A 23,383-nucleotide genomic window follows, 5' to 3' on the forward strand; every position below is an offset into this window, starting at 1 on the left:
AAAAAAGTCAACCCTCCCGTCCCTAAAGAAAAAATATTCAGGGTTTCTATGGTCTTAGCTAAAATATTTAAAAGCCAGGCGCCGATCAAGCCTCCGGGAACCCAGAACCAAAAGGCGCCTTCCGCCGTGCCTGGAGAGAATCTTAATCCAACCATGCGCCTTTTGAAAATATACTGGGCGCATAAAAAAGCAACGACCAATATAACGCCATAGGTACGCGTATGGAAGGCCTCAAGAGATAAGACAGGATACACCGGCGTCGCTAGTGTAGTGCGTCCAACACTTCTTTACTTTTGGCGTCATTCCCGCGAAGGCGGGAATCCAGGCCTGGACCCCGGCTTTCGCCGGGGTGACGAATGCAAAGGAATTTATGACGCACTACACCAGTTGAATAACAAAGTTCTTATAGGACTGGTTTGATCAACGATCTTCAAGTTTATATTTATCCATCGCCTCTGAAGAGCAGCCGCCGGCTCCGTCGCAACCTACTCCGTCGCAACCATTGCAACCGCAGTCGCAACCACTGCACGTATCGCAACTACCGCAACCGTGCGGATCAAATTCAGCCGGGATGGCGCTCCTCGCTTCCGCATAAATCTCACTGCATTCTTCCAAAGAGGCCGGCAAGGCATAGGCTTGAACGCAACCGGCTTCAATGGAGCCGGTTTCAGTTTTGGCTTTGTCTAGATTGTCACGATCTTCCGATTTCGCTAAACAGCGCGGATCGCCCGGTTCATCACCGCGAATAACTTGGGCGCAACAATTTATTTCCGTCTGAACCCGCCTCATACAATCCCCTACCCTTGCATCAGCAGGCAAAGGAATAAACAGCTCGGCCAACTTGCTTGCAGTTATGGACCCGCCTGGATCAATCTCCCCTCGTTTAATCAGGCTGTACCTAAAAAGCGTGGCGCAACAATCAAGAGTTTTATCCGGCAACAAATTCTTAAGCACTTTGCCGGATCCTTCGCCAACTTTATAAAAAAGAAGATAATCCTCCCCTACCGGAAAAGTCATAGACGGTTTTACAGGCGGAAAATCACCATCTCCTTCCACCCACCAGGGCATGGGCGGCGACTCAATTTCCGTGCCGTCGCTCAACGTTACGGTAATTCTGGACATCTGAGCATCGGGGCACCCACCGAAAAACAAGGCGATCACTAAAATAGTGCTGATTTTGGCCAACCCATAAACTTTTCCGTCCATCAGTTTGGTTATCCTAAGAACATAGAACCAACTGCCGGCCGCGATACCGAGAAGACTCAAGAGAATCCAAAAACGCAATGGTCCGCCATGGCGGTGACCCGGCAAATGACAGTACCTAGCCATCCTTTGCTTAGCAGACATAATCCAAGACCATCCGGGTTCTGATTCCACCGACCAATTGAAAATAGGCTGAGAGGGAAATCCTGCGGCGGCTTGAGTCTGCGCGCTCTGTTTGGGCAAACCGGAAACCTGGCTGCCGCAAAAACCGGGCATGGCGATTAGCGCGATCATCCATGCTGCAATCATCAATTCTGCTTTTCCTCGGTCTAACATAGCATAACCTCCTGAACGCCCCTTTACTCTTCCGGCGGGGCGTCCGTCGGGCTGCATCGCCCTTGGACGCAATAAACATAACCGCTCGGTCCAAATTGCTCGGAGCAATAATTATCTCTAGTGGCGCAGCCGCCGTAAAGCGTCTGCGCATCTTCGGGTAAATTTGACCAAGTGCCGACGACATCGTCCTGATAAGTATCTTTGTTGAATTTACCCTTAAGACAATCCTTGTCTTCCATAGCCTGGCACATGGCCGCTTCCCAACAAAAATATCCCGCACAACCGGCCCCTTGAAAACCCGGGCCCTCTCCGCCGGGCGGCGTATCCGGCGTTGAAGCGCCGCTGCCGGATGCGCCCCTGGAAATATCTGATGCGGCCAAAGGATTGGCGATATCCGACCCTCCGGCAATCCCGGCAGCCGCGCCTTTGCCGGCAAAGGCAATATCTCCGGCCGCGCCGGCCGTGTCAAAACCGCCAGAAGAGCCGAAACCAAAAGAAGCGGCGATGCGATCTTTGAGGTCTTTGATGCCGCCTCTTTTGCCTTTTCTGCCCGATGATCTTTTACTAACGCCCATGCGCGAAGTTCTCTGAGCGCGGCCCGTATTGCCGCCTTGAGTCCCGCTGACCGAGCCACCAGGAAGGCTGGTGGCCTTGGAAAAATCAGCGCCGCCTTTAGGGCCCTGGCCGCCCGCTCCCCCGCCGAATTGAAAAGGCGATCCCCCGCTGCCGCCTAATTTTCCACCCTTCTCAAAACCGAATTTTCCTTTTTGCTTGTCCATATTGGCCAAAATATTCGAACCGCTTTTGCCCCCGGCCTTGCCGCCTTTGCCCGCCGCAACGTCATCGCCCGAAGCGCCGTCGCCCTTCCCTTTATCGCCCGGAGCGCTGCCTTTGACAAAACTCAAGGAACCCTCCCCATAATTGGCGTCGGAAAACTGCCCGGCGCCGCGCGCGGCCTGGGACCGGCGAATCTCATCCGGAGTGGCCGCGGTATCCATGGCGTCTTGCATGCTTTTGTCATTCAAAAATTGGCCGAACCTCTCCATTTGTTTGCCCGATTTGCGGGAGCCGGATTTGGTGACGCCGCGGTAAACGAGCGTGGTTGCGCCGACCACCCCGAAGGAAAACAACAAAACAATCATTAGGGCTTTCTTATTTCCTTTCTGCATCTTCATGTCCTCCTAAATCTCTCCCCATAAATCTTTAAGCGATCAGCCGCCGCCCGATCCATTGCCAGGGTCCTGGGAATCCTGCGTAGCTTGGCCGATGATTTTTCCGCCGGCCCCCATGGCCGCGCCGGGCCCGACGCCCCCTTGCAGCGCGCCAAGAACTGTCTGCCCACCCTTGCCGAGTTCGCCGATCATTCCGGCCTGGGAAGCGGCAACCACCGCCAAAGCGATCCACCCAAGGATCGCCGGAATGGCCATCATCAAAAATGTCATCCCAATGCCTTTCGCAATCTGGCTATCCGAACCTAACAATGCAATGGACCATATCATAACGGCCAACAACAACGCCGCACCGATGGCATACATGGTCCACCACCACGCGGGGATTCCGGTAACTTCGCCGACTCCGGATTTTTCCGCCGCATCCTTTTGAGGAGCAGTAATGATCAGAGCAATACCGATGCCGACAGCCGCCAAAACCATGCCGGCCAAGGCATAATTCATCCAGTCATATTCCGTATCGCGCTCGATATTGGATTCATCCTGAACCGGGTCCAAATCCACGGGAATGTCGGAGTCCAAATCGCGGCCGATGCCATCCACATCGCCGCCGGCGCCGCCACCGCCGCCGGCATCCACGTTGCCGCCGGGCACATTAAGGACCCTGCCCGACCTTCCTCCCTCGCCGAAAGCCGCTCCGCTGAAGCCGCCCGCTTGCTGAAACTCGGGAGCGCGGTTGCCCGCCCTTCCCGCTGACGTTGCGCCGCGCAGGTTCCCTTTCGCCGAACCTGTCCCGCGCCGCCGAAGATTGCTGCCCGATTTAATGCCCGCCCTCATGCTGCGCACGGATTTTCCGCCGCTGGCTCCCAAGCCGCCGGTACCGTCGCCCATGGCCGCCTCTCCGGCTTTCAGTTGATCCCCAAGCGCCTGCTGAGGACCGGCGCTTGTTCCGGCCCCTGCGCTTAAATCATTCCCTGCGCCACCGAACCCGCTGACACCCCCAAAACCTCCGGAGCCCATTTGATTGGTATCCCACAAAGAGGGCTTGGCGCTGGCCACTTGATCTTCGCCGCCTTCAAGACCCTCAAGCCCCTCGCCTTGCGCGGCCGCTTCTTCATCTTCGCCTTTTTTCTTTTTGCCGCCCTGGCCGCCCTTAACATATTGATAAGGATCGTCTCTTTTCAGCGAAGCGCTTTCCCAATCCTCTTTGCCGCTTTTCTTCGACGATGAAGCGGAATTCCTGCGATTGGCTCTAGCCGCGTCCCGCTCTTTCATGGCCAAGGCCAAAGGATCGCTGGTATCGTTTTCCTGCATTTTCTTCATGGCTTCTTTGATCGCCGCCAAAACATCCGGACCGGCCATCTTCGCCGCTAAAGCGCCTGAATAGAGAAAACAGGATGCGGAACCAATCTTCAATAACAAAATAAGAAGCGATAATCGACGGCTCATTCCTCGTTTCATCTAATTACATCTTCCCTTATCCCGAACCCCCGCTGCCAAGCGCTTCAACTCCTGCATTAGCTTCTTCTAAGGCTCGCGAAGATTCGTTTAACTCATCGCTAAAGTCCTGATCGGGGTGTTCCTCGGCGAGCCTGGACAATCTCGCATGTTCTCGTGCCGCGGCATCGCGCCGTCCTGTAGCGTCCGCCATTCTACTATCAGCTTCCGCCCGCATCTCTTCTTCTGATTGAGGCCCATTGCCAAGATTACCGCTGGCAGCCAACATCAAAAGAAGTATAGCGACCGCTGCCAAGCCAAGCATTACGTATAAAGTAATTTTTTGGGCATCGGTCATATCTCCCAAATATCCAAGCAAGACTGACCCGTAAATAATCAACGCAGCTGTTGCTATGGCTGCGACGATTTTCCCTGAAGTCCAGTCATCCCAATTGTGCGCAGGATTATCACGGACCACGGTAAAGGCCAAAATAGCTGAAGTAATAATGACAGCCCCAAATCCTATAAGCGCCCATGTCAGTGGATCAATGCCGCCACCCCCGTCATCGCCGGCGCCGGTATCAGTAACCGGGTCTGGAGCGATTTTTTGGCTAGGACCGTTAACCGGATTGCTTATATCATCAGGACTGCCCGAACCTAAACCGCTTCCACCCACGGAACCCGATGGCCCTCCGGGAATAGTGGCGGTATTTTTAGGAGCCTCGCCGAAACCGGCGCCGGTCATGCCTGCGCCGGTTTGATCGCCGGTGGCAAATCCTTTATTAACCACTTTGGCCGCGTTGCGCAAACCTTTCTTGGCTCCGGTTCTTCGGGAACCGATTTTAGTTGAGCCGGTCTTGATGCCCGCTCTTTTGCTTTGGGCTGAAGAACCGGCCGCTGTGTTTAGGCCGGCCCCGCCGGAGCCCAACGATGAGCCCGCGGAAGCCATAGGTCCCGGAGCAGAGCCGCCCCCGCCCAAACCAAGGCTCCCTCCGCCTCCACTGAAGCCGCCTCCCTCTTTATCGCCGCCGAATCGGCCCTTGAGCGCCTCGGCCATTTTGGCGTCCATCTCCTTGCCGTCCGCGGTTTTGTATTTCTTGTCCTTGCCTTTTCCTTCTTCGCCCTCACCCTCTCCGGCCTTCTCCTTATCATCCTTGGAACCCGGCGCTTCCTCCGGAATCAAATAACCCAAAGACGTGTCTTCATCCGGATGCGCCTCTTCATCCTCAAAACTGGCGGCGCGCATGGCATCTTCGCCTAAAACGGTTTCTGTCATGCTTTTGGCGCTGCCGAACATTTTATTGAAAGCGTCTGATTTGCTCTGAGCTTTGGGAGGATTCAAAAGCCCGGCGGCCCTCATGCCGAAAAACGCAGCCGGAACGCCCACGGCCACGGCCGCGCACATCGCCACGGTTAATCCAGCGATTGCGGGGCCGCCCAAAGCGGAAACCCAAGATGACGGCAAAACTTTGGCCAAATGGCCTACAAGTGAGGCAAGGGCGCCTTCTTTTCTAAACTTTGTTTCCTGCTGCTCTTGTCTCTTTGCCATAAAATAACTCCTAGCTAATCAAAACAGCCGCTTCCGGCTGATTCCCCCAACCGCTCCCCTTTTGTAATGTAGCTCCCGCGCCTCCTGCTGTCAAGGCAGGCGCAAAAACGAATGCGGGGGCCCGATGTTTCATGAACCGCTGCTCCCGCTGCTATTGGGCGTCGCCGCTCCTGTCGTCGTCGAACTCGAACGGCCCTGCCTGCACTCACGAATCGGCCGATTAGGATCGGTAAGGTCGCGCACGCCTCCGGTAATCCCCTGTGTCGCCATACCAATCCCACTAGTTGCAAGACTGCCTGATATATTGCCCAAAACAGAATTTCCGCCACCGCCCTCGCCTCCGCTGCCTCCCGACGGCGCCATAAAATAAGCGACGGTAACAAAAGCCGCGCCCATGGCTACCTGAGTCAACATCTGGGTCCACGCGGCTCCGGAATCAAGAGGCTCCACCTGGGCGCACGGATCCCGCTCGCGCTCAACCGGCTCATTGCTGTCCGGGGTGTCCGGTTTGTCGTTGCCTTTTTTATTATCGGACAAATCCTTGGGCACGGCTCCAGCTAAATCTTTAAGCCCCTCCCTCGCGGATTTTGGATCAACAGATTTGGCGGAACCCTCGCCAAAGGCTTTTTGCGCGGCCGCGGCCTTGGATAAATCTGCCTTAGGATCGGCATTCTTGCGCGTGCCCTTGCCGCCGATTTTAGTTTTAGCCGAAGGTCCGGTAGCCACGTTAGCACCCTTAAAATTAGAATCTTTCCCAAAACGGCCTTTGAATCTATCCAAATCGCCGCCGGAAAAACCGCCCCGGCCGCCGCCCGCGCCGCCCAAGGCGCTGGCTAAGCTCAATCTGCCCAATTTACCCCCTGAAACCCGCCTTTTGGCATTGTCTAAGGTTGAAACTTTTTCGCGCTTTTCTCCCCGTCCGACCTTATAATCATCGTCCTTGGTCTCATCCTTTTCCTTTTTACCCCAGCCAAAATCGCCTTTTTTAATCAACGCCAAAGAACCGTCGTCCGCGTCCGTGATCGTATCAATGGGTTCATTGACGTCATCGAGATAGCCTTCTTCCCGCGCCGTCGCGTCATTGGCCATGGCCAATTCATCGGCATAAGGATTGATATTAACCCCATCCTCCTGAGCCTTGCTCAGCCCAAGATTGGCTAAAATCGGGCTCAGAACCCACCATAAAAGGGTCCCAAAAACAGCCACCCCCAATAAAAGGATAAGCGCAACTTTCTTCTTTTCTGTCTTCATACCAACCTAACTACCTCCAAAATGTACCCCCGAAATCCATAAAGATCAATGCCAGAGCAACTTATTGACATGCAACGCAATCCCCATTGCTTGTATTGCAATCATTAACAAGAGCCTGGGCCGGAGCTGCCGATCCCTGGCAATTAAGCTTTTGCCCGCATTCCACGGCTGAATCGTTCTCCGGTGTTTCTGGATTATCTGCTACAACCAGAAAGACCTCCTTGGTAATAATTTGACCGACATTGCCGGCAAATCCCTGTCCACCATCATTAGCTGTGCAACCGTACGCCTGCCCTTTAAAATTTATAGAGCCGGTAACGCCGCCGCCGCCGTCATGCGTGGCCTTAATCTGAAGCTGCAATACCTCATTAGTGCTCAATCCTGGAGTTTCTCTATCCCCCATATCCGAATAGTGATAAAGGGTAAACTCTGGTGCAAATTCACCGTTAATGCCCACCTGAGCGCGATCTCCGTCTTCTACGCAATGATCCCATACTTTATAGGTCCCGCTGACTTCCGAGGTAGGATTCCCCTCTTGAAGGGCATAACAAATGTTGCCCCCGGTAAAACACGGAGGTGTACAGGAAGGGCCGGGCTCTGGTCCGGGGCCCCCGCCGCCCCCTGAACTGCCATCACCCTGCGGAGCGTTGTTCGTCGGCGGATTGCTTGGATTAAGCCCGCCTCCTCCGCCCCCTCCGCCGCCGCCGATACCCGCAGGACCCGTCCCGGCCAATTGCGGGCCGCCCCCTCCGCCGCCGACATCACCTGTTCCAAATCCGCCCGTGCTGCCGAACTTATTGTCCAGCTTCTTCTTTCCCTTGCCTGAAGCAGCGCCTCTTTTTGTCGAAGCCTTGCCCATTCTGCTTAAGGGCTTGAAACCTCCGGCTGCCGATAAACTCTGAATTGAAGAATTTGTTTTGAAACCCTCCAGTTTTTTCATAGGCGCCGCCTCAGGGGCTTTCGAACCTGTTCCAAATTGAGGGGCTTGAAGCGGATTTAACTGCCCTGTGGCAATGGGTCCGCGACGCTCCTCTTCTTCCTCTTCAGCGGCCTGCTCTTCCTGAGCCACAGGCTGCTCAACGGGAGGCGGGGCTTGTTCAGCTGGTTTTGCCGGCTCTTGAGATTGGGGTCGCGCCAAAAAAGCGATGGAATCTTGATATTGATTCTGTTGAACCGGTTCGGAAGGGGGCAAAGGCACCTCAACGGGCGCCGAAAATTCAGCTCGCCGCGCGTCGGAAAGATAATCGTCCCTCTTTCCGGAAACAGCCACGATCAGCGCAGCGGCGCTGGCTAAAACAACCGTGCCGCCAATGCCCGCATAAATCATGAAGTTTTTCTGCGTCGTCAAGTTTTTCATCCGGCTCATCAACTCTTGAATATTCATGGAACTATTCCTCCTGATCTGCTCGATAAATCATTATTCATATTCAATTGCATACAGGCTGCCAGCCTGAATCACCAGGACATTGTGCGGGCAAAGTATCCGGCCATGTGCCGTCCGGGCTTTGAAGGCATTGCTGAGTCTTGCTGTGAACGCCGATCATCAGATCGCAAACTTCTTCCGTGGTTTTATCCGGATGCTGGGCCTTCAACGATCGATAGCTTGGATTATTCGTCAAACAAGATAAGGTGCATTTGTTGGCAACCACGCAATTCGCCGCTCGCGTACAGTTGATAAATTTATCGTTCTCAGGCATATTCCCAGGCAGACACCTTAACTGGTAATTTCTCGGATCAGTCGGTGGAGATCCGGCAGGCGCGGCGGAGAGGTCAAAATTTCGGTACAAATTTAAATAAACAGAGGGCCAAAAAGCCGAATGGCCGTTGTCGCCGCAATTGATGCAATAACCGAACTGCAATTTATAAATCCCGCTTCCTAAATACTGCTGAATTTTTACGATTTGATTAAAATCATTAGGCGTGGAATGGCAAATATTTCCGCTCTCGGTCGTCCATGATAAGTCGCTGGGATCCTCATTGTCCCTTTCGTAACAATTAGATTGAGTAGTCATAGGGTTCCCGTCAGAATCCAACACAACAGAGGGTAAATTAAGAGGATCCTGGCCGCTAGGGATAGCAGTCTCATATCCGGGATGATGGCGGCAATCAATGCAGAGGGGAACGAATTTCGGCAAAACGAAGGGCAACGGAGCGCTTTGCGTTTCTAAACAATCGTTAAGAATAATCGGTGATGCTATATTTAAGTTTGACGGCGGAATTAGCGTCACTTTGAGATCAGCGGTAAACGCTCTTTCATCTGCGATACCCAACCAAGTAGCGACATCGGCCAAAGCGTCCTCCCACCAGTCGGTATCAGATCCCCAAACCTGAATAATTCTGTCCGTATTTTGCCTGGTCGCTCCCAAGGCTCCATATTGAAGCGGGTTGCTTTGCACCCAACTATCCCAACGGGTTTTCACATAATCTTTTCCCACATCGCCGTTGGCATGCCTTTTAAGAGTCGGCTCCCAAGTAAAAGTCCAGCCAAAGCGACTATCCAAACCAGCCGTATCAGCCGCTTCATTAAGACCGGTATCGGGATTATCCTGCAATCCCACGAATGTATTGCCCAGATTGCCGGCAGCGCTACCGGCATCGCCGTCACCCACTGTCTCCAGGGATCCCGTTGTTTCGCCGAAAGTTCTATCTTGAACGCCTTTAACTCCATCCACCAAAACCTCTCCGTTTACCGCGGCAACGCTTTGAGCGCTGTAGTCCACGCGGCCCCTCAAGTTTTCCAGCATGGTCACGCCAAATTTACTTTGCTGAGCGCCTGCGCTCGCTTCGATAACCTTTTTTCTTGAGCCACCCAACGGTCCCCCCGCGGCTTTTTTGGCGCCTGATTCTACCTTGCCCATTCTGGCCACCGGCCCGGATTTCAGTTGACGGCCAGAAGCGATTTGTGTTCCCGCTTTTCCCTGGGCCCCTGCTTCCATTTGATCTCCGGAAGAAAGAGGTTCCGTTGAGTCATCGCCCCCTCCCTTCCCCGATGAACCCCGCCCGGCGCCCGAAGCCTGCTGCGAAAAACCCGATGCCCCCCCGGGGCCTGCCGACCCTGCCGCTCCCTGAGCAAAACCGCCCATAATGCTGTCTAGCCCCGCTCGCGATTTATTGACCATGTCCAAAGGATTGCCGCCGAAGGGCGGCGCAGCCGCCTGCTGAATCGGCGCTTCGGTGGAACCGGAATCTCCGGGCACGCCGCCTCTGGCGGTTTCTGTTTTAAACCCGCTTCGGGCGGCCAATTCAGCCGGCAGCATATCCTTGCCGTTGTCTTGCACCATGGCCGTGCGCTCGAATATTTTGTTCATATTGCCGCCGGAGCCTGCGCTACCCGCGCCCGGAAACTCCACATCGCCTGTTTTAAAAATAACGAAAACGCTCGTGCTGCCGGCGCCGCCGAGTAAAAGCAGCAATAAAAAGAGCTTTTTTTTGTCCCGAATATCAAAGTTCATTGCCTCTAATTATCTTAATAGTACCAGGGGGCGCTATGTTTTGCCAGGGGTGCAGTCAAGTGAGTTACGAAAAGCCCCGTTGAAGTTACGAAATCAAAAAAACGCCTGCCGAGAGCCCATCATACTCACGGCCTCAGGCGCACCTGAAAAGAAGGTTTCGGCTGAGGCCAAATACGGCCGCCGGAAACTTCGGCTGAAGCAGTAACGAAAGGATTCTCGCCGTCAAAAAGGTCGCGATAATCAATGCCGAAATGATTTTCCGGGCCGGTGTAATAATGCTTGCCGAAGGTCAAAATATGAGACCCATTGGAAAGTTCCCGCACGGTGGATAACTGCCAAATGCCCGAGCCCCCATCGCAGCGGCTTTGCCCGCCGAAGGTGATGGGGGTCGGCTCCCAGCGTCTCGTATCCGGGATATCAGTTAAAGGCCCCGAAATCATTTTCGTGAAATAAGACGTCACTTTTGAAGTGCAATGCTCCGTCACCAAAAGATGCGGCGGCGCCGTTTCATCGGAGGGATTAAAACCGGTATTCAGCCAAAAAGTCTTTTTGAAAAAAACTTTATTGAGCTTCATATAAACAAGACGGACCATGGTGGCCAAAGAATGAAAATATCCGTAAACCTCGCCGACCATGGCATAAACCTGTTCCGCGTCCTCCTGCTTTAAAATGCCGCTTAAGCCGCCGGGGGACTTGTCCAAATCCCCCTTGGTGAACAACACCCATGTTCCCAAATCCTTGGGAGGATTGCCCAAATTTAATCCGCAGCGCGCCGTCGTGAACTCATCGCCGTCGGCCGCAGGTTGGCCGCCGATGCAAAATTGCCCCTGCCAAGGGTCATTGACGCCAAGCTCAGCCGGATCCTCATTGGCGCTCAGACTTGTGAAGGCTTCGCTTGCGGGAAGACTTCCCGGATAAACGCCGTTTTTCAACAAAAAATACCAGAGCAAAGAAGGGTCTTTGCCGGTCGTGCCCCCGCCCGGCGTCGGCCAGGAAACCAGCTCAAAATCCTCTCCCTTGGCCTGGAAAACCCGGGTCGGCCAAGGAGAATTAAGGTAGGCGAAACGATTCGCCGCGTCGGACAATTGAGAGGCTTCCATAAAAGCCGAGGTGTCCATGGCGAATTGCATCAGGATTTTCTGCTGGGAGAGCTTCGCCACCTCAAAGATCAAAATAGCGAACAAAAACAAACCGGGGAATATAAAAAGAGAAGGAACAAGAATCTGCCCGCGTGAATTCATCCGTATTAATCTTACCGGCAAATCAGCCCGATCACCAGAGGGGTCCCCGCAGCGATTTAACGTCGCCTTCTTACGATAAGAAACGTCAATGACAAAGCCAAAACAAGAAAAGTCAAAGGCGCAAATGGCCAAAACTTGGGAATGAGATAAACAATCATGCCCAGATAAAGACCCAATGCCAGATACAAGACAAAAAGTCCAATAGGTGGCTTACGAACAGGTTGCATTCCAGCCAACCCCCCGCGTAACTCCTGATTTTCTTCCCGAAGCCTCTGGCACTCATCCGCGAACTGCTGGGCAAACATTTCACTGCGTTTTAAAGTCAAACGCACCAGGTCAATCTGTTTTTTCAAATACTCTACTTGTTGCACGGCAGAAATAACGTCCGGTTTAATCTCCCGAACAACACGCTCCACACGCTTAGGCCTGGAGCCATTAAGGTCTTTGCTGTAAACCTGCTTGGTATTGATGTTTTTTTCCATACTCAGCGCTTCCCATTTTATTAATAACAGGCATATCCCCAAAAAGCCACTCCGTCATTTCCCGGGCGTATCTCTCGGCGCCAAGCTCCTTGGGAGGACTCTCAACGATAGGAATTTCAAGCTCCAAGGCCATATCAATTCCACAAATATAGGTTCCGATGTCCTGACGATCGGCGACTTTATGCAGCCACCCATAAGGCTCCATCTCTTCAATAAAACTATTTTCCGTAGGAGCCACAACGGGAATTCCACAGCTCATAGCCTCAATGACGAATAAAGGAACTCCCTCGTAGCGACTTGTCAAATAAATGACCGATGATTTCTGCAACAGCTTGTCTACCTTATGGGTTAGGCCGATGTAACTTATCTTTTGGGCAATCTCCGGCTCAGAAACCTGAAGTCTTCGGAGTTCCTTCTCAAATGCCGGGCGGCCTGGGCCATCTCCGGCAAATTTAAATACCGCCCGCTTCTCGGGGCGTCTCCTTAAAAAATCAATGGCCACGCGCAAGGCCAGCAGAGGGTCCTTCTGCCAATCCATCCGGGCGCACCACAGCACCGTTTTTGGGTTACGCCGGGATTGGTGGAGGCGCGGATCGAAACGTCTCTGATCAACGCCGTGAAAAACAGTTTTAATCTTAGACCGCGGGAAATAAAGCTCCTCGATCATGCGTGTTGTTAAAATACGCGAATGAGCGGCGACGCGATCCAAAACATTGGCGCATTTGGCGATCATTTTAGGACCACCGCCGGTATATATTGTTTTGGATAGTTCCGGCCAAAAACAATGCGCTTGGGCCACGATGCGAAGGGCCGGCATTGCGCGTTTGAGCTTGGACAACAAATCAAAAATTTCGCTTGCGTGGCTCAACAAAATGCAGTCAGGCTGCAATGTTTTTAAAATGCCAAAAACAGCATCATTCTTGGCTTGTCTGTCTCGCCAAAGATGACCCAGGTGAACGATATCATCAACAAACGGCCTGAAAAAGTCTTGGGCATCATGCTGCGATTCCTCAAGAGTAAGAATGATAATGCGCTCAAAACGCGATCTTAGATCGCCCCTCTCGAGCAGGGTTCTAACGCTGTAATCCGCTCCTGTTACATGCAACCAACGCATAACAATGACCAGGGTTTGGACGGTATTGTGCCTGCCGAAAATATTGACGGAAATCGGCCTCTTAAAATAATAGCCGACGGCTTGACGCACGCGTTCATCGCAAATCATGTTTTTCGGAAGACAGGCCGAATGTCTCACGGGTTCAAGCCAGACTTTAACCTTATTTTTGAGATTAGGATGCAGGGCATCATAAGTCACGACTTTGGTCCGCCAGGAAGCCGTCGAAGGTGCCAAAAAAATCTGCCGAACGGAGACATCGGGAGAAACAAAACCATCGGAACCGGCGCTTCCATGGTCCGTCAGCCTAAGAATGGCCAGTCGATCCAACATAACTCCTTGCGCATGTTGTCCTTGCTCGTCGACAAACACGAGTATCGCCGCCTCCCCGTCGCAGAATGTCTTGTTTTGAGCATTGAGCATGAGCTGCGGCAATCCTGCCCTTCCAAAATCTCCAAGCCAGACAAAACGGGAAATATGATCTTTTTCTAAGCTCGTTTTCAATTTTTTAATATCAATCACTCTAATGTCGCTGATATTTTCAAATGGCGCCTTGGGATCGGACCTCGCCCATATATGCGTCGGCGCATGAAGCGTTCTCATCCGCATTTCCGACTCATCGCCGAGAAGCTTCTTCGCTGCAAGATACCGATGCATAAATTCTCGAATATGCCCGTATTCTTTTTCCCATGGACTATAACTCCAAAGACTATAGCCATGCTTGCGATAAAAACGGCACACACTCGATTGCATGGGAAGAAAGGGGCCTAAAACGCAGGCCCTAATACCGAACTCCCAATCCTCCGCCGGAATATCTCTAGGATATTTCTCATCGTACCAGTGACCCGCCTCAAAGACCTTTCGCCTGATCACGAACGGATCCAGAAGATTCACCTGGAGCATCAACCATGGATTAAAAGGCATATAGATATGCCGATTCTTCGCCAACCCAAAACGCTGAATGTCCAGACTAATAATATCTACCAGGGGATTTTTCAATAATAATCGTTCAAAGGTCTCCAAAGCGTCAACCGGCAACTTATCATCGGCATCTAAAGTAACGATGACCTCCCCCGCAGAATGCTTGATTCCGGCGTTTCGATCCGCTCCGACGCCAAAGTTGCCTTGAATAATAATTTTAAGCCTGAACGGAAAATGAAAGTGAGGCAACGCATGGCATAACCCATTCGTTTCCGCGTCATCCGAACCCCCGTTGACCACAACAACCTCGTCCGGAATCCGTGTCTGCACGGCAAGGCTTTCTAGCGCATCCATTAAGAAACGACCCTGGTTATAACACGGAATAATTACAGAAAAAGTTAAACCTTTTTCTGGATTCATAAATTAAGCTCACTCAAGCGCTTTCTGTTGTTGGCAAACGCCAAAACAGCCCGTTTGCCGCTTCCTCCGTCGGCATTCTCAGGCACATAGCCAATAAGCTGGCGATATTTAAAGTGCGGAGACAATCGATCCAAATAAGACTTGTCCAAATCGTTCTTGAGAACATGGGTTTCAAGCACCAACATTTCGGATGTTATTCGGCTGATTTCAGGAAGAATTTTTTTTATGTAGTCAAAAACAGCAAAGGCTAAAACTAAATCGTACTTTTCCGCATAGACGCCCGGATCAGTAATATCGCGTTTATAAAAAGAAACTCTGGTGGCGCCGAGATAGGCATTGATCAAATTAGCCGTCTCAATAAAAAATGGGTCATACTCAAAACCATCGACAAAAAGAGCGCCCCTACGCCTGGCTCCTCGACTCAGCTCCCCCAGATTAGACCCAAGATCAAGAACTTTTTTCCCCTTAAAGGGGATTTTGTCCAAAATATCGGCCCGTGAAGTTCTGTAACCCTTGATCCAATCTTCATCAAGCTGAACTGATTGATATCTATTCGATGTTCGATTGTTCTCTAAATAGGTCAAAGAAGAATGCGGCGTGTCTATTGCCGCTTGAATAACATCCCTAATTTTTCCTCTTACGCTCGGATAGCGTCGATGGGCGAAAATTTGTTCCCCCAATCTAAGAATCAAAGGCTTGAGCTGCTTTCTTATTTTTTCCAAATTCTTTTGATTCTCATTGTCGTGCTCAGTTGACCATCTCGCGAGATCCAACATTTCCAATAGCTGCAAGGCCTCGACATCATTTTTTATGTCTTCATATTGCGACCAATTCAAGCCGTACCCCATCAGAAAACTTTCCTGCTCCTCACGATTCATCCAAAAAAAAGCGGTGGCCAACTCATAGTATGGCGCTCGATGAGAAGCCGCGTTGCCCCAGTCAAGAATGCCCGTAATATCCCCAAGAGAATCCACCAAAATATTGCTCATGGCGAAATTCCCATGACAGAGGGTGGGGCTGAATTTCCAATCTTTCATTTTTTCGAAAATAAATCTCATGTTTTTCAAGTTTTCTTGAGCGACAAACTCTTCGATCCAAAAAGATCGTGAATGAAAAATTCGGTCTATCATCGGCTGAATATACTCCCCCCAGGTCCGGCAGGCCCACTGCCCCGAAGAGAAATCGCCCATCCATCTTCCATAACCTCCGGTTGGCAAAAAATTAATTGCGGCTGCACATTTGCCGATCTGTCGCCAAATTTTCTGCCTATCTCCATGAAATTGATTGGCAGGTATGCCGTCGATGCGCTGCTGGATGGAATAAGCGAAAGGAATAATATCTTTCCCGACGGTATGTATTTTGGGAACAGGCAAACCGATCTTTGCGATTCTTTCCATGCACCATTTCTCTTTTAAATACTCCTTGAATTCGCTTTCTCTGTTGATCTTAACGATCAAGTCCTTTCCCTTTGGCATATGAACAATAAAAACTCGGCTGACACTCCCATTGTTTATAGATCGAATATCTCCCGGCCGTTGGGAAAAGAGTGCGCCGATCAGCTTATAAACAGTATCTACCGTCGGCGGTTCGGAAAAAAACTTAGCGGAAACCGAACCCAACGAAAGTTTCTGCCAAAGATTATGAGCTGCAACGCGTAAAGACATCTCGATGTCACTCAATAGGTTAAAGGCAAATTAACAAAACATCAAGGGTTTGCTTTTAAAAACGTAAGCGTGGGATGGAAAGGTTATTTCAAGAAAAAATTTGGAATCATGCTTTTAAGGAAGCCAGAATTTGATCAACAGAAATTATTTTTCTTTAAATTTTGAAACAGTTTGTTCAACAGCTTTTCTAAATGATTTGGCGTCAATAGCTGGAAATCGATAAAGCCGGCTCTCAATCGCAATGAACAGCTCCATTAATTGATCCGGCTCCACCAAGCCGCTTTTAAAAAAATTTTCCACGTCTTGAAGGTCCTTGTCATGGCCGCGCTCTATCTTGGCCAGCACTTGCGAATAGGGGTCGTAATGATAAAAGCGCAAACGGCCCAGTTCTTCGACAAAAATGCTCCTGTCTTTCCAGCCGGGAAGTTCCGGAAGAAAATCAGCAGGGCTGGCCAACTCGATATTGATATTAAGCTTATCCTTGGCTTGAGGCAGCTCCCGCAGCAAAGCATCGCTGTCGGGGATCATTCTGAAATCCACGTCCACCGTTAAAGAACGCCAGCCCTTCAATACTGCCGTGGCGCCGCCAACCAAATAAATATCCACGGCCTCGCGGCAGCGGCCGCCTAAAAATTCCATCAATCGGCGCAGACGGGCTAGGTTTGTGGCTTCCCGCATGAGGCGGCACGCTCAAAACTCACCAGGCGGCGAATCAAGGAATTGTAAAACGAATGGACGGATTCCCCCGGATGCTCGCGGCTAAGCAGTTCATAAAGTTTCATTTCCGGATCCGCAATGACGCGCGCGGGCCTAAAGCCGAGAGAACGAAGTTTTGGAGCGCCGATGGAAACCAATAAAGCGGGTATCGTGGGCCGGGCTGATGACTGCAAGTCATCGAGCCCTTTTACGATCATTTCCTGAAACGGCAAATTTTCCATTGGTAGGGATTACGCGCCGGCGCGGTAGATGGGTTTTCTGCCGTATTCGTGGAAGATGGCGTCGATTTCATCGTATTCGAGCTCTTCCTTGGCGATCAGCTCATTGGCGAAGCGTTCCAAAATTTTCTCTTCGGCTTTTAAAATTTCGGTCACCTCTTTTTCGGCACGATTGAGGATTTGCTGGGTTTCGATATTGAGCTTCTCCTTAAAGGCCTCGGAAAGGGGCGCGGAAAAAGACGAACTGCCGCCCAAGAGCATGCTGAAATCCCCGATCAAGCCGTCGGAGGACATGCCGTAGCGCCAAACCATGTCATGGGCGACGGCCATGGCATTTTTAAAATCATGGGACACGCCGGAGGAAGTCACCTTGAAGCGCATTTTTTCGGCGACGTAGCCGGCCATCGCGACCTTGACCGTGGCGTAAAGCTCATCTTTGCTTTTGGTGTAAAGTTCCTCTCTGGGCTGATGATGGACGACGCCCAAAGTGCCGCCCCTGGAGATAATGGATGCCTTGAACACCTCATCCGTAGGATGATGCAGGTAAAGAACAACCAAGTGCCCGGCCTCGTGAAAGGCGACGCGCTCTTTCTCCTGTGGCGTCAAGTTCAAGTGATGGGCCACGCCCAGCTCGATGCGCTCGATGGCCTGAGAAATTTCCTTGTAGCTGATCTTGTCCGCGGAGTTTCTGGCGGCGATTAAAGCGGCTTCTTGGATAATGTTTTGGATTTCAGCCGGTGTTTTATAAACCGCTTTCCTGGCCAGACGGCCGACATCAATGGTCTCGTCAAACTGAACTTTCTTTAAGTAGTAATCAAAAATTTCCCTTCGCTCTTCCAAATTCGGCCGGTCAACGAAAATTTTCCGGTCGAAGCGCCCTGGCCTCAAGAGAGCCGGGTCAAGCGCGCCTTCGGCCACATTGGTGGCGCCGATAACGACCACATTGGCGTTAGGCTCGATCCCATCCATGGCCGTCAGAAGCTGATTGATGGTGGAGTTTAATTCCTGCCCTCCGCCGAAAGCGTCGTATTGCACGCGCTGGCGGCCGATCACATCAAGCTCATCTAAAAAAACAATGGCTCCGCCGTAAGCGTCGGCATGCAGCTTGGCTTCCTTAAAAAGCTTCCTGACGCGGGAGGCGCCAACGCCCACAAAAATCTCGACGAACTCCGAACCCGAGGCCGCAAGAAAAGGAAGGCCGGCCTCCGTCGCAATGGCCTTGGCCAACAGAGTTTTTCCGCAACCCGGAGGGCCGATCATCAAAAGACCCTTAACGATGCGGCCGCCGATTTTCTTGACGCGCGCGCGGTCTTTTAACAGATGCACGACTTCCAATGCCTCGCGTTTGGCCTCAACCAAGCCGATCACATCGGAGAAGCGCACCTTGGCGTCCATCTCCAGTTCGATATTGGTGCGGCGCATGCGCGAAGGACCGCCGCCGTAATTGAGCCAATAAAGGAAGCCCACAAAAATGAGCGTTTGAATGATGTAAATGGGCAAAGAGCCGAAATTAACGCCCAGGATAAAACTCTTGGTTTCCGGGTTCAACGTATTCAAATAATAGATAGGCAGGATGAAGCAAAAGATGAGGCCGGCGATCGCGACCACATAGACCCAATTTTTGCGAAACCAAAGCTTCATCTTGCTGCGCTTCATTTTTTGCTGACGCTCCCACTCTGAACGAAAGTTGGGGTCTTGGAATTTCGATTTGATCGGAGGGCGATTGTCCATGGGGGTTGTCTCCGTTATTCTACTACTCCTCCACGGCCACGCTGGGGATATTCCAGCGAATGGGCCGGTCGCGGGTGGGCACGTATTTGATGATTTCCCACTCCAGCTCTTTTTCAGGCATAAAAGGAATGAGACCCTTGGCGCGCACGCGCAGGGTCAACACCGCGTAAATGATGGTCGGTTCGATATTCAAACGAATATCTTCTCTCCTGATGCCTAGAATCTTTTCCTTGAATTCATCTCCGATCCCCATGTAAAAAGCGATGTAATTCTCGATGTCCTTTCTTAAGGTGGTCATATCCCATTGATTGAAGGCGGCGTTTTTATGAGATTCAAGCATCCAACGGCGGCCGGCATAATACATGGCCAATTCCATTTTCTGAATCATCACGGATAAGGCGAAAATTTTGGTGATGCCGATGGCAAAAATAAGAAAAAGCGGGACCAAAAGAACCATTTCCGTCGTTGCCTGGCCTTTATCCGAACGCCCGCCGGTCCGGCGCCAAATGAATCGCCTGAGAGCTGACATTTTATTGAGACGGATCAACCGTCTAACTTAAGGATAAGGGAAAAAGGCGATCAATGCCAGAGGCAAGCAACTTCAATGAGATTGCTACTCATTCGCAGAGCTACGAGTACGCTGGCCCGCCTTGCACCCTTCGCAGAGCTTCGGGTACGCCGGTCCGCCTGAGGCGGAACTGCACCGGCAGAGGCGGGTCCCCAGCAGTCGCCCGGGGCTCGCAATGACCTGGAGTATTAAGGGTTGCGGTCTTCGGTTTCGGGCGTGATGAGGCCAAGATCAATGCCCTTTAACACCGCTTCGGTGCGGTTTTTGACATTGAGCTTCTGGAAGATACGGTTTAAATGGTTCTTGACGGTTTTAACCGAGGATTCGAGCCTTTTGGAAATCTCGTCATTGGAGAACCCTCGGCCCACCATGGCCAAGATCGCCAGCTCGGTTTTAGTGAGATTGATGAGCGAAGCCTCGAGCTGAGCGGATGAAATTTTACGGATGCCCTCCATCAGTTTGCCCATAATGGGTTGAGGGATGAGCACGCCCTCCTGGGAGAAGGTCTTGATCGCATTGACCAATTCCCTGGCCGGCAGCATTTTGGACAAGTAGCCGTTGGCGCCGGCTTGGATGGCTTCCAACACATGGGCCTCGTCCTCATAAGAGGAGAGGATGACGACATTGGTCTTAGGGCAGTCTTTCCTGACGACGCGGGTCGCCGAAATGCCGTCAAGTTCCGGCAAACGAATGTCCATTAAGACAACGTCGGGCTGAAGCTTTTTGGCCATGGCCACGGCTTCATGGCCGTTGGCCGCTTCGCCGATGATTTCAATGCCCTTCTCCCCGTCCAAAACGTCCCTCAAGCCCTCGCGAAAAAGAGTTTGATCGTCGCAAATCAGCACGCGGATTTTTTTGTCGGACTTTGGCTCGGGCATTGTTTTCTCCTTATAACGCTATTGACAAATCTAGGCCAAAGGTATTTTAAATGAAAAAGAGGTGCCTTTACCATGCCCTTCGGATCGGGCTTCGATGGTTCCGCCGTGGCCCTCGATGATCTCTTTGGCGATGGACAAACCCAAGCCCAGGCGCCCCCGTTGCTTTTTTGGGTCTTTCCCCTGGTAAAAACTCTCAAAAAGATGAGGCAAATCCTCAGGATCGATGCCTTCGCCTGAATCGGACACCTCGAAAGCCAGCATCCCGTCGGGCTTGCGTTCAAGCCGGAAACCCAGCGTGCCGCCCGAAGGCGTGTACCTGAGGCCGTTTTCCAAAAGATTGGTGACGACCTGGATGAGGCGCTTGGCGTCGGCCGTAAATTCCAAAGCCTTGTCCGCTTGCCAATCAATTTTAACCGACACCCCTTTATTTTTCGCCTTCTCAGCAAGGAAAATAAACACCGGCGCTTTCATCAACTCGGCGACCGTAGTTTTAACTTGATCGATATGGAATTTTCCCTTCTCGATGGAAGACCAGTCCACCAAATCGCCGATCAGGCGCTGAGTTTGCGACAGGGAATCGGCCAGAAGCTCAAGGAGACGCTTGACCTGAGGAGCGGCCGTAACCGAAGAAAACTCGCTTAAGAGAAGATCGCTGGCCATGGTGGATGAAGAAACGGTGTTCGACAAATCGTGCGCGCAAAAAGAAAGGAATTTGCTTTTCAAGTCGCTGAGCCGCGCCAGCTCATCGTTTTTGACCTGAAGCTCTTTGAACAAGCGCTGGTTCTCCTGAATCAGACGCGACTTTTCCAAATTTTTCTCAAGCGTATGCTTCAAATAAATAGGATCGATGGGTTTGATCAAAAAGTCGGAAAGGCCCTGGCGCAAGGCCCGAACCGCGACCTCAAGGGACGCATACCCGGTCATAAGCAAAATCGGCACCTGATCGACCGGCAACAGCGTACGCAATTCGCCCAAAGCATCCAAACCGGTCTTCTGATTGGGACCGAACATATAATCCAAGAGCACCAGTTGGAAAGGGCCGGCGGTCTGAATTTTGGCCTTGGCATCGTCGAAATTGCCGGCGGAGTCGACCGCATAACCAAAACTGTCCACCACGTCGCCTAAGGACTCCCGGTGTTTGGAGTCGTCGTCGATAATCAAAACCTTTATTCCATTGGCGCTCATTTGTTTTACCCCACGGGAAACTTCATGTGAAACGTCGTGCCTTTGCCGATGGCGCTGTCCACCGACACCTCGGCGTTGTGCCTGTCCATCACTTTTTTGACCACGGACAAGCCCAACCCCGTGCCTTTTGATTTCGTGGTGAAAAAAGGCGTAAAAATCTTGGCCACGTTTTCCGGAGAAATGCCGGTTCCCGTGTCCGAAATAGATAAAACAGCATATCCTTCTCGCGTCTGGGTTCCCACGGTCAGCCGGCCGCCGTTGGGCATGGCGTCGAAAGCGTTGCCGATTAAGTTGCGCACCACCTGGCGGACTTCATCGGGATCCATTTTCAATGAAATAGGTTGCTGGGCGTAGAGGCGTTCCAAAGAAATTTTTTCCGGAATCTGCAAACGGTTTAACACTTCCTCCAAAAACTCATGGAGCTCGACGTCTCTGGGCTGAATCTCGCGGGTCCGGGCAAAGGTCAAGATTTCGGAAATAATTTGATTGGCGACCTGAAGCTCCCCTTCGATGATGGATACATGGCGGACAATTTTCGAATCCATGCCCGGCGCGGCTCCTGCTGCGGCCCCTTCGGCGGAAGAAGCCACCTGCGCCTCCACGCCCATGCGGCTCTTGATGACATAAATGGAATTGTTGATGACGGAGAGAGGGTTCCTCAGCTCATGGCCCACCACGGAAGCCATTTGCCCGATGGCGGCCAAGCGCTCCTGCTTGATCAACTCCTCTTGAGTCGCCTTCAACTCCTTGGTGCGGGCATCCACCCGGGCCTCGAGTTCCACGTTGAAGCGTTTCAGCTCATCCTGAACGCGCATCAGCTCCTGGGTGCGGTTCGCCAGCACGCGGCTCATGGTTTCAAAAGCCTGAGCCAATTCGCCGATTTCATTGGCGGGCTTGGGCAACGGCTCCGTGACCGGCTGAGTGAAATCCGACGCCACGATTTGACGCACCGCGCGCGTAAGCGAACGCACCGGAGAGCTGATGCGGCTGGCAAAGAGGAGGGCAAAAAACAGCAAGGCCACGGTTCCGGCGATAATCACTTCGGCGAGCTTCTGCCTCATCTCGATCATGACCACGAAGGCTTCCCAGCGCTCCTGAAGACTGCCCGCGATCCAGGGCTGGTCCTCGATTTTATGCAGCGCGATCACGATATCGCGCTTGTCTTTAAGCTCCAAGCGCCCGGTCCAGTTCTGATAAGCGCCCATTTTACCGACCATGTCGGTTAAAACCGGATCGATAACGCCTGGGCCGCCTTGACGGAACATTTCTTTGTAATTGGAATGCGCGATGAGCCTGTTTTTGTAGTCGACGATGAACAACTCCATGGTCTTTCCGATTCTCGTTTCAGCCAGGCTTTCCGACAAAGCCAACAAGCTGACGATGCTGCGCAAATACCCGATAATGACGCGATCGGAGCGCCGCCGGATCGGCACCAAAAGTTCCACGCCGGGGTACCCTGAAACGCGCACGATATTGCCCCGGAAGTGATTCAATTGCTGTAGAGTTTCCTGCACATAGGGCAGGAGCTCGGCCGGACGCTCCTCCGAAGGAATCGAGCCGGGAACGCGCTCCATGCCGTAAACCCAACGGCCCTTGGCGTCGAAAATATCCAGCTCCGCGATGACCGGATGGCTCTCCAGGACGCGCCGGACCACGCCGATATAATCGTCTTTTTTAAAACTTGAAATTTCGTCAAGTTCCCCGATCGTGGCCAAGAGGCCGGTGACGCTTTTGATGAAATCCGTGGCGCTTTTTGCCGTTCGTTCGGCCAAACGGGATTTGACCTCTTCGAAATCTTTCTCCAGCGCTCCCTGCACGATGCGCATTTGTATCAATCCGATCATGAAGGT

19 protein-coding genes are annotated in these 23,383 nt (G+C 52.1%); all 19 read right to left on the minus strand.

The window, feature by feature from the left end; all coding sequences use genetic code 11:
- On the minus strand, positions 1 to 254 hold a 254-nt coding region (locus HYT79_11685), incomplete at its 3' end, for a prolipoprotein diacylglyceryl transferase (protein ID MBI2071245.1).
- Positions 255 to 420: 166 nt separating this feature from the next.
- Positions 421 to 1,284: a hypothetical protein gene (locus HYT79_11690; protein ID MBI2071246.1), complete on the minus strand. Its 864-nt coding sequence runs from the start codon at positions 1,282 to 1,284 to the stop codon at positions 421 to 423.
- Positions 1,285 to 1,562: 278 nt separating this feature from the next.
- A complete protein-coding gene (locus HYT79_11695; GenBank protein MBI2071247.1) occupies positions 1,563 to 2,714 on the minus strand; it encodes a hypothetical protein in 1,152 nt (383 codons plus the stop codon).
- A gap of 36 nt (positions 2,715 to 2,750) precedes the next feature.
- Entirely contained in the window at positions 2,751 to 4,157 is a 1,407-nt protein-coding gene (locus HYT79_11700) for a hypothetical protein (protein MBI2071248.1), read from the minus strand.
- 28 nt (positions 4,158 to 4,185) lie between these two features.
- Positions 4,186 to 5,694 (minus strand): hypothetical protein, encoded by a 1,509-nt coding sequence (locus HYT79_11705; GenBank protein MBI2071249.1) that lies wholly within the window; start codon positions 5,692 to 5,694, stop codon positions 4,186 to 4,188.
- A 129-nt stretch (positions 5,695 to 5,823) separates the two neighbouring features.
- Positions 5,824 to 6,945, minus strand: coding sequence for a hypothetical protein (locus HYT79_11710; GenBank protein MBI2071250.1), 1,122 nt, complete (start codon positions 6,943 to 6,945; stop codon positions 5,824 to 5,826).
- Positions 6,946 to 7,006: 61 nt separating this feature from the next.
- Positions 7,007 to 8,329 carry a hypothetical protein gene (locus tag HYT79_11715; protein ID MBI2071251.1) on the minus strand — a complete coding sequence of 441 codons (1,323 nt, stop codon included), beginning with the start codon at positions 8,327 to 8,329 and terminating at the stop codon, positions 7,007 to 7,009.
- 43 nt (positions 8,330 to 8,372) lie between these two features.
- On the minus strand, positions 8,373 to 10,397 hold the full coding sequence (locus tag HYT79_11720) for a hypothetical protein (GenBank protein MBI2071252.1): 2,025 nt from the start codon (positions 10,395 to 10,397) through the stop codon (positions 8,373 to 8,375).
- Positions 10,398 to 10,522: 125 nt separating this feature from the next.
- Entirely contained in the window at positions 10,523 to 11,638 is a 1,116-nt protein-coding gene (locus HYT79_11725; protein MBI2071253.1) for a hypothetical protein, read from the minus strand.
- A 56-nt stretch (positions 11,639 to 11,694) separates the two neighbouring features.
- Complete coding sequence (locus tag HYT79_11730) at positions 11,695 to 12,120, minus strand: hypothetical protein (GenBank protein MBI2071254.1); 426 nt, start codon at positions 12,118 to 12,120, stop codon at positions 11,695 to 11,697.
- Positions 12,074 to 14,572 carry a glycosyltransferase gene (locus HYT79_11735; protein MBI2071255.1) on the minus strand — a complete coding sequence of 833 codons (2,499 nt, stop codon included), beginning with the start codon at positions 14,570 to 14,572 and terminating at the stop codon, positions 12,074 to 12,076. The genes HYT79_11730 and HYT79_11735 overlap by 47 nt, the downstream gene beginning before the upstream one ends.
- Positions 14,569 to 16,236: a phosphotransferase gene (locus tag HYT79_11740; GenBank protein ID MBI2071256.1), complete on the minus strand. Its 1,668-nt coding sequence runs from the start codon at positions 16,234 to 16,236 to the stop codon at positions 14,569 to 14,571. The genes HYT79_11735 and HYT79_11740 overlap by 4 nt, the downstream gene beginning before the upstream one ends.
- Before the next feature lie 144 nt (positions 16,237 to 16,380).
- Positions 16,381 to 16,914 (minus strand): hypothetical protein, encoded by a 534-nt coding sequence (locus HYT79_11745; protein ID MBI2071257.1) that lies wholly within the window; start codon positions 16,912 to 16,914, stop codon positions 16,381 to 16,383.
- Complete coding sequence (locus HYT79_11750; GenBank protein MBI2071258.1) at positions 16,893 to 17,174, minus strand: hypothetical protein; 282 nt, start codon at positions 17,172 to 17,174, stop codon at positions 16,893 to 16,895. The genes HYT79_11745 and HYT79_11750 overlap by 22 nt, the downstream gene beginning before the upstream one ends.
- Positions 17,175 to 17,183: 9 nt before the next feature.
- A complete protein-coding gene (locus HYT79_11755) occupies positions 17,184 to 18,902 on the minus strand; it encodes an AAA family ATPase (protein MBI2071259.1) in 1,719 nt (572 codons plus the stop codon).
- Between the two features lie 22 nt (positions 18,903 to 18,924).
- Positions 18,925 to 19,431: a hypothetical protein gene (locus HYT79_11760; GenBank protein ID MBI2071260.1), complete on the minus strand. Its 507-nt coding sequence runs from the start codon at positions 19,429 to 19,431 to the stop codon at positions 18,925 to 18,927.
- Positions 19,432 to 19,658: 227 nt separating this feature from the next.
- Positions 19,659 to 20,348: a response regulator transcription factor gene (locus tag HYT79_11765; protein MBI2071261.1), complete on the minus strand. Its 690-nt coding sequence runs from the start codon at positions 20,346 to 20,348 to the stop codon at positions 19,659 to 19,661.
- Positions 20,349 to 20,378: 30 nt separating this feature from the next.
- Positions 20,379 to 21,533, minus strand: coding sequence for a response regulator (locus tag HYT79_11770; protein ID MBI2071262.1), 1,155 nt, complete (start codon positions 21,531 to 21,533; stop codon positions 20,379 to 20,381).
- Between the two features lie 5 nt (positions 21,534 to 21,538).
- Positions 21,539 to 23,377 (minus strand): HAMP domain-containing protein, encoded by a 1,839-nt coding sequence (locus HYT79_11775; protein ID MBI2071263.1) that lies wholly within the window; start codon positions 23,375 to 23,377, stop codon positions 21,539 to 21,541.
- Between the last annotated feature and the right edge of the window lie 6 nt (positions 23,378 to 23,383).

This window comes from Elusimicrobiota bacterium (assembly GCA_016180815.1).
Lineage (GTDB): Bacteria > Elusimicrobiota > Elusimicrobia > JACQPE01 > JACQPE01 > JACPAN01.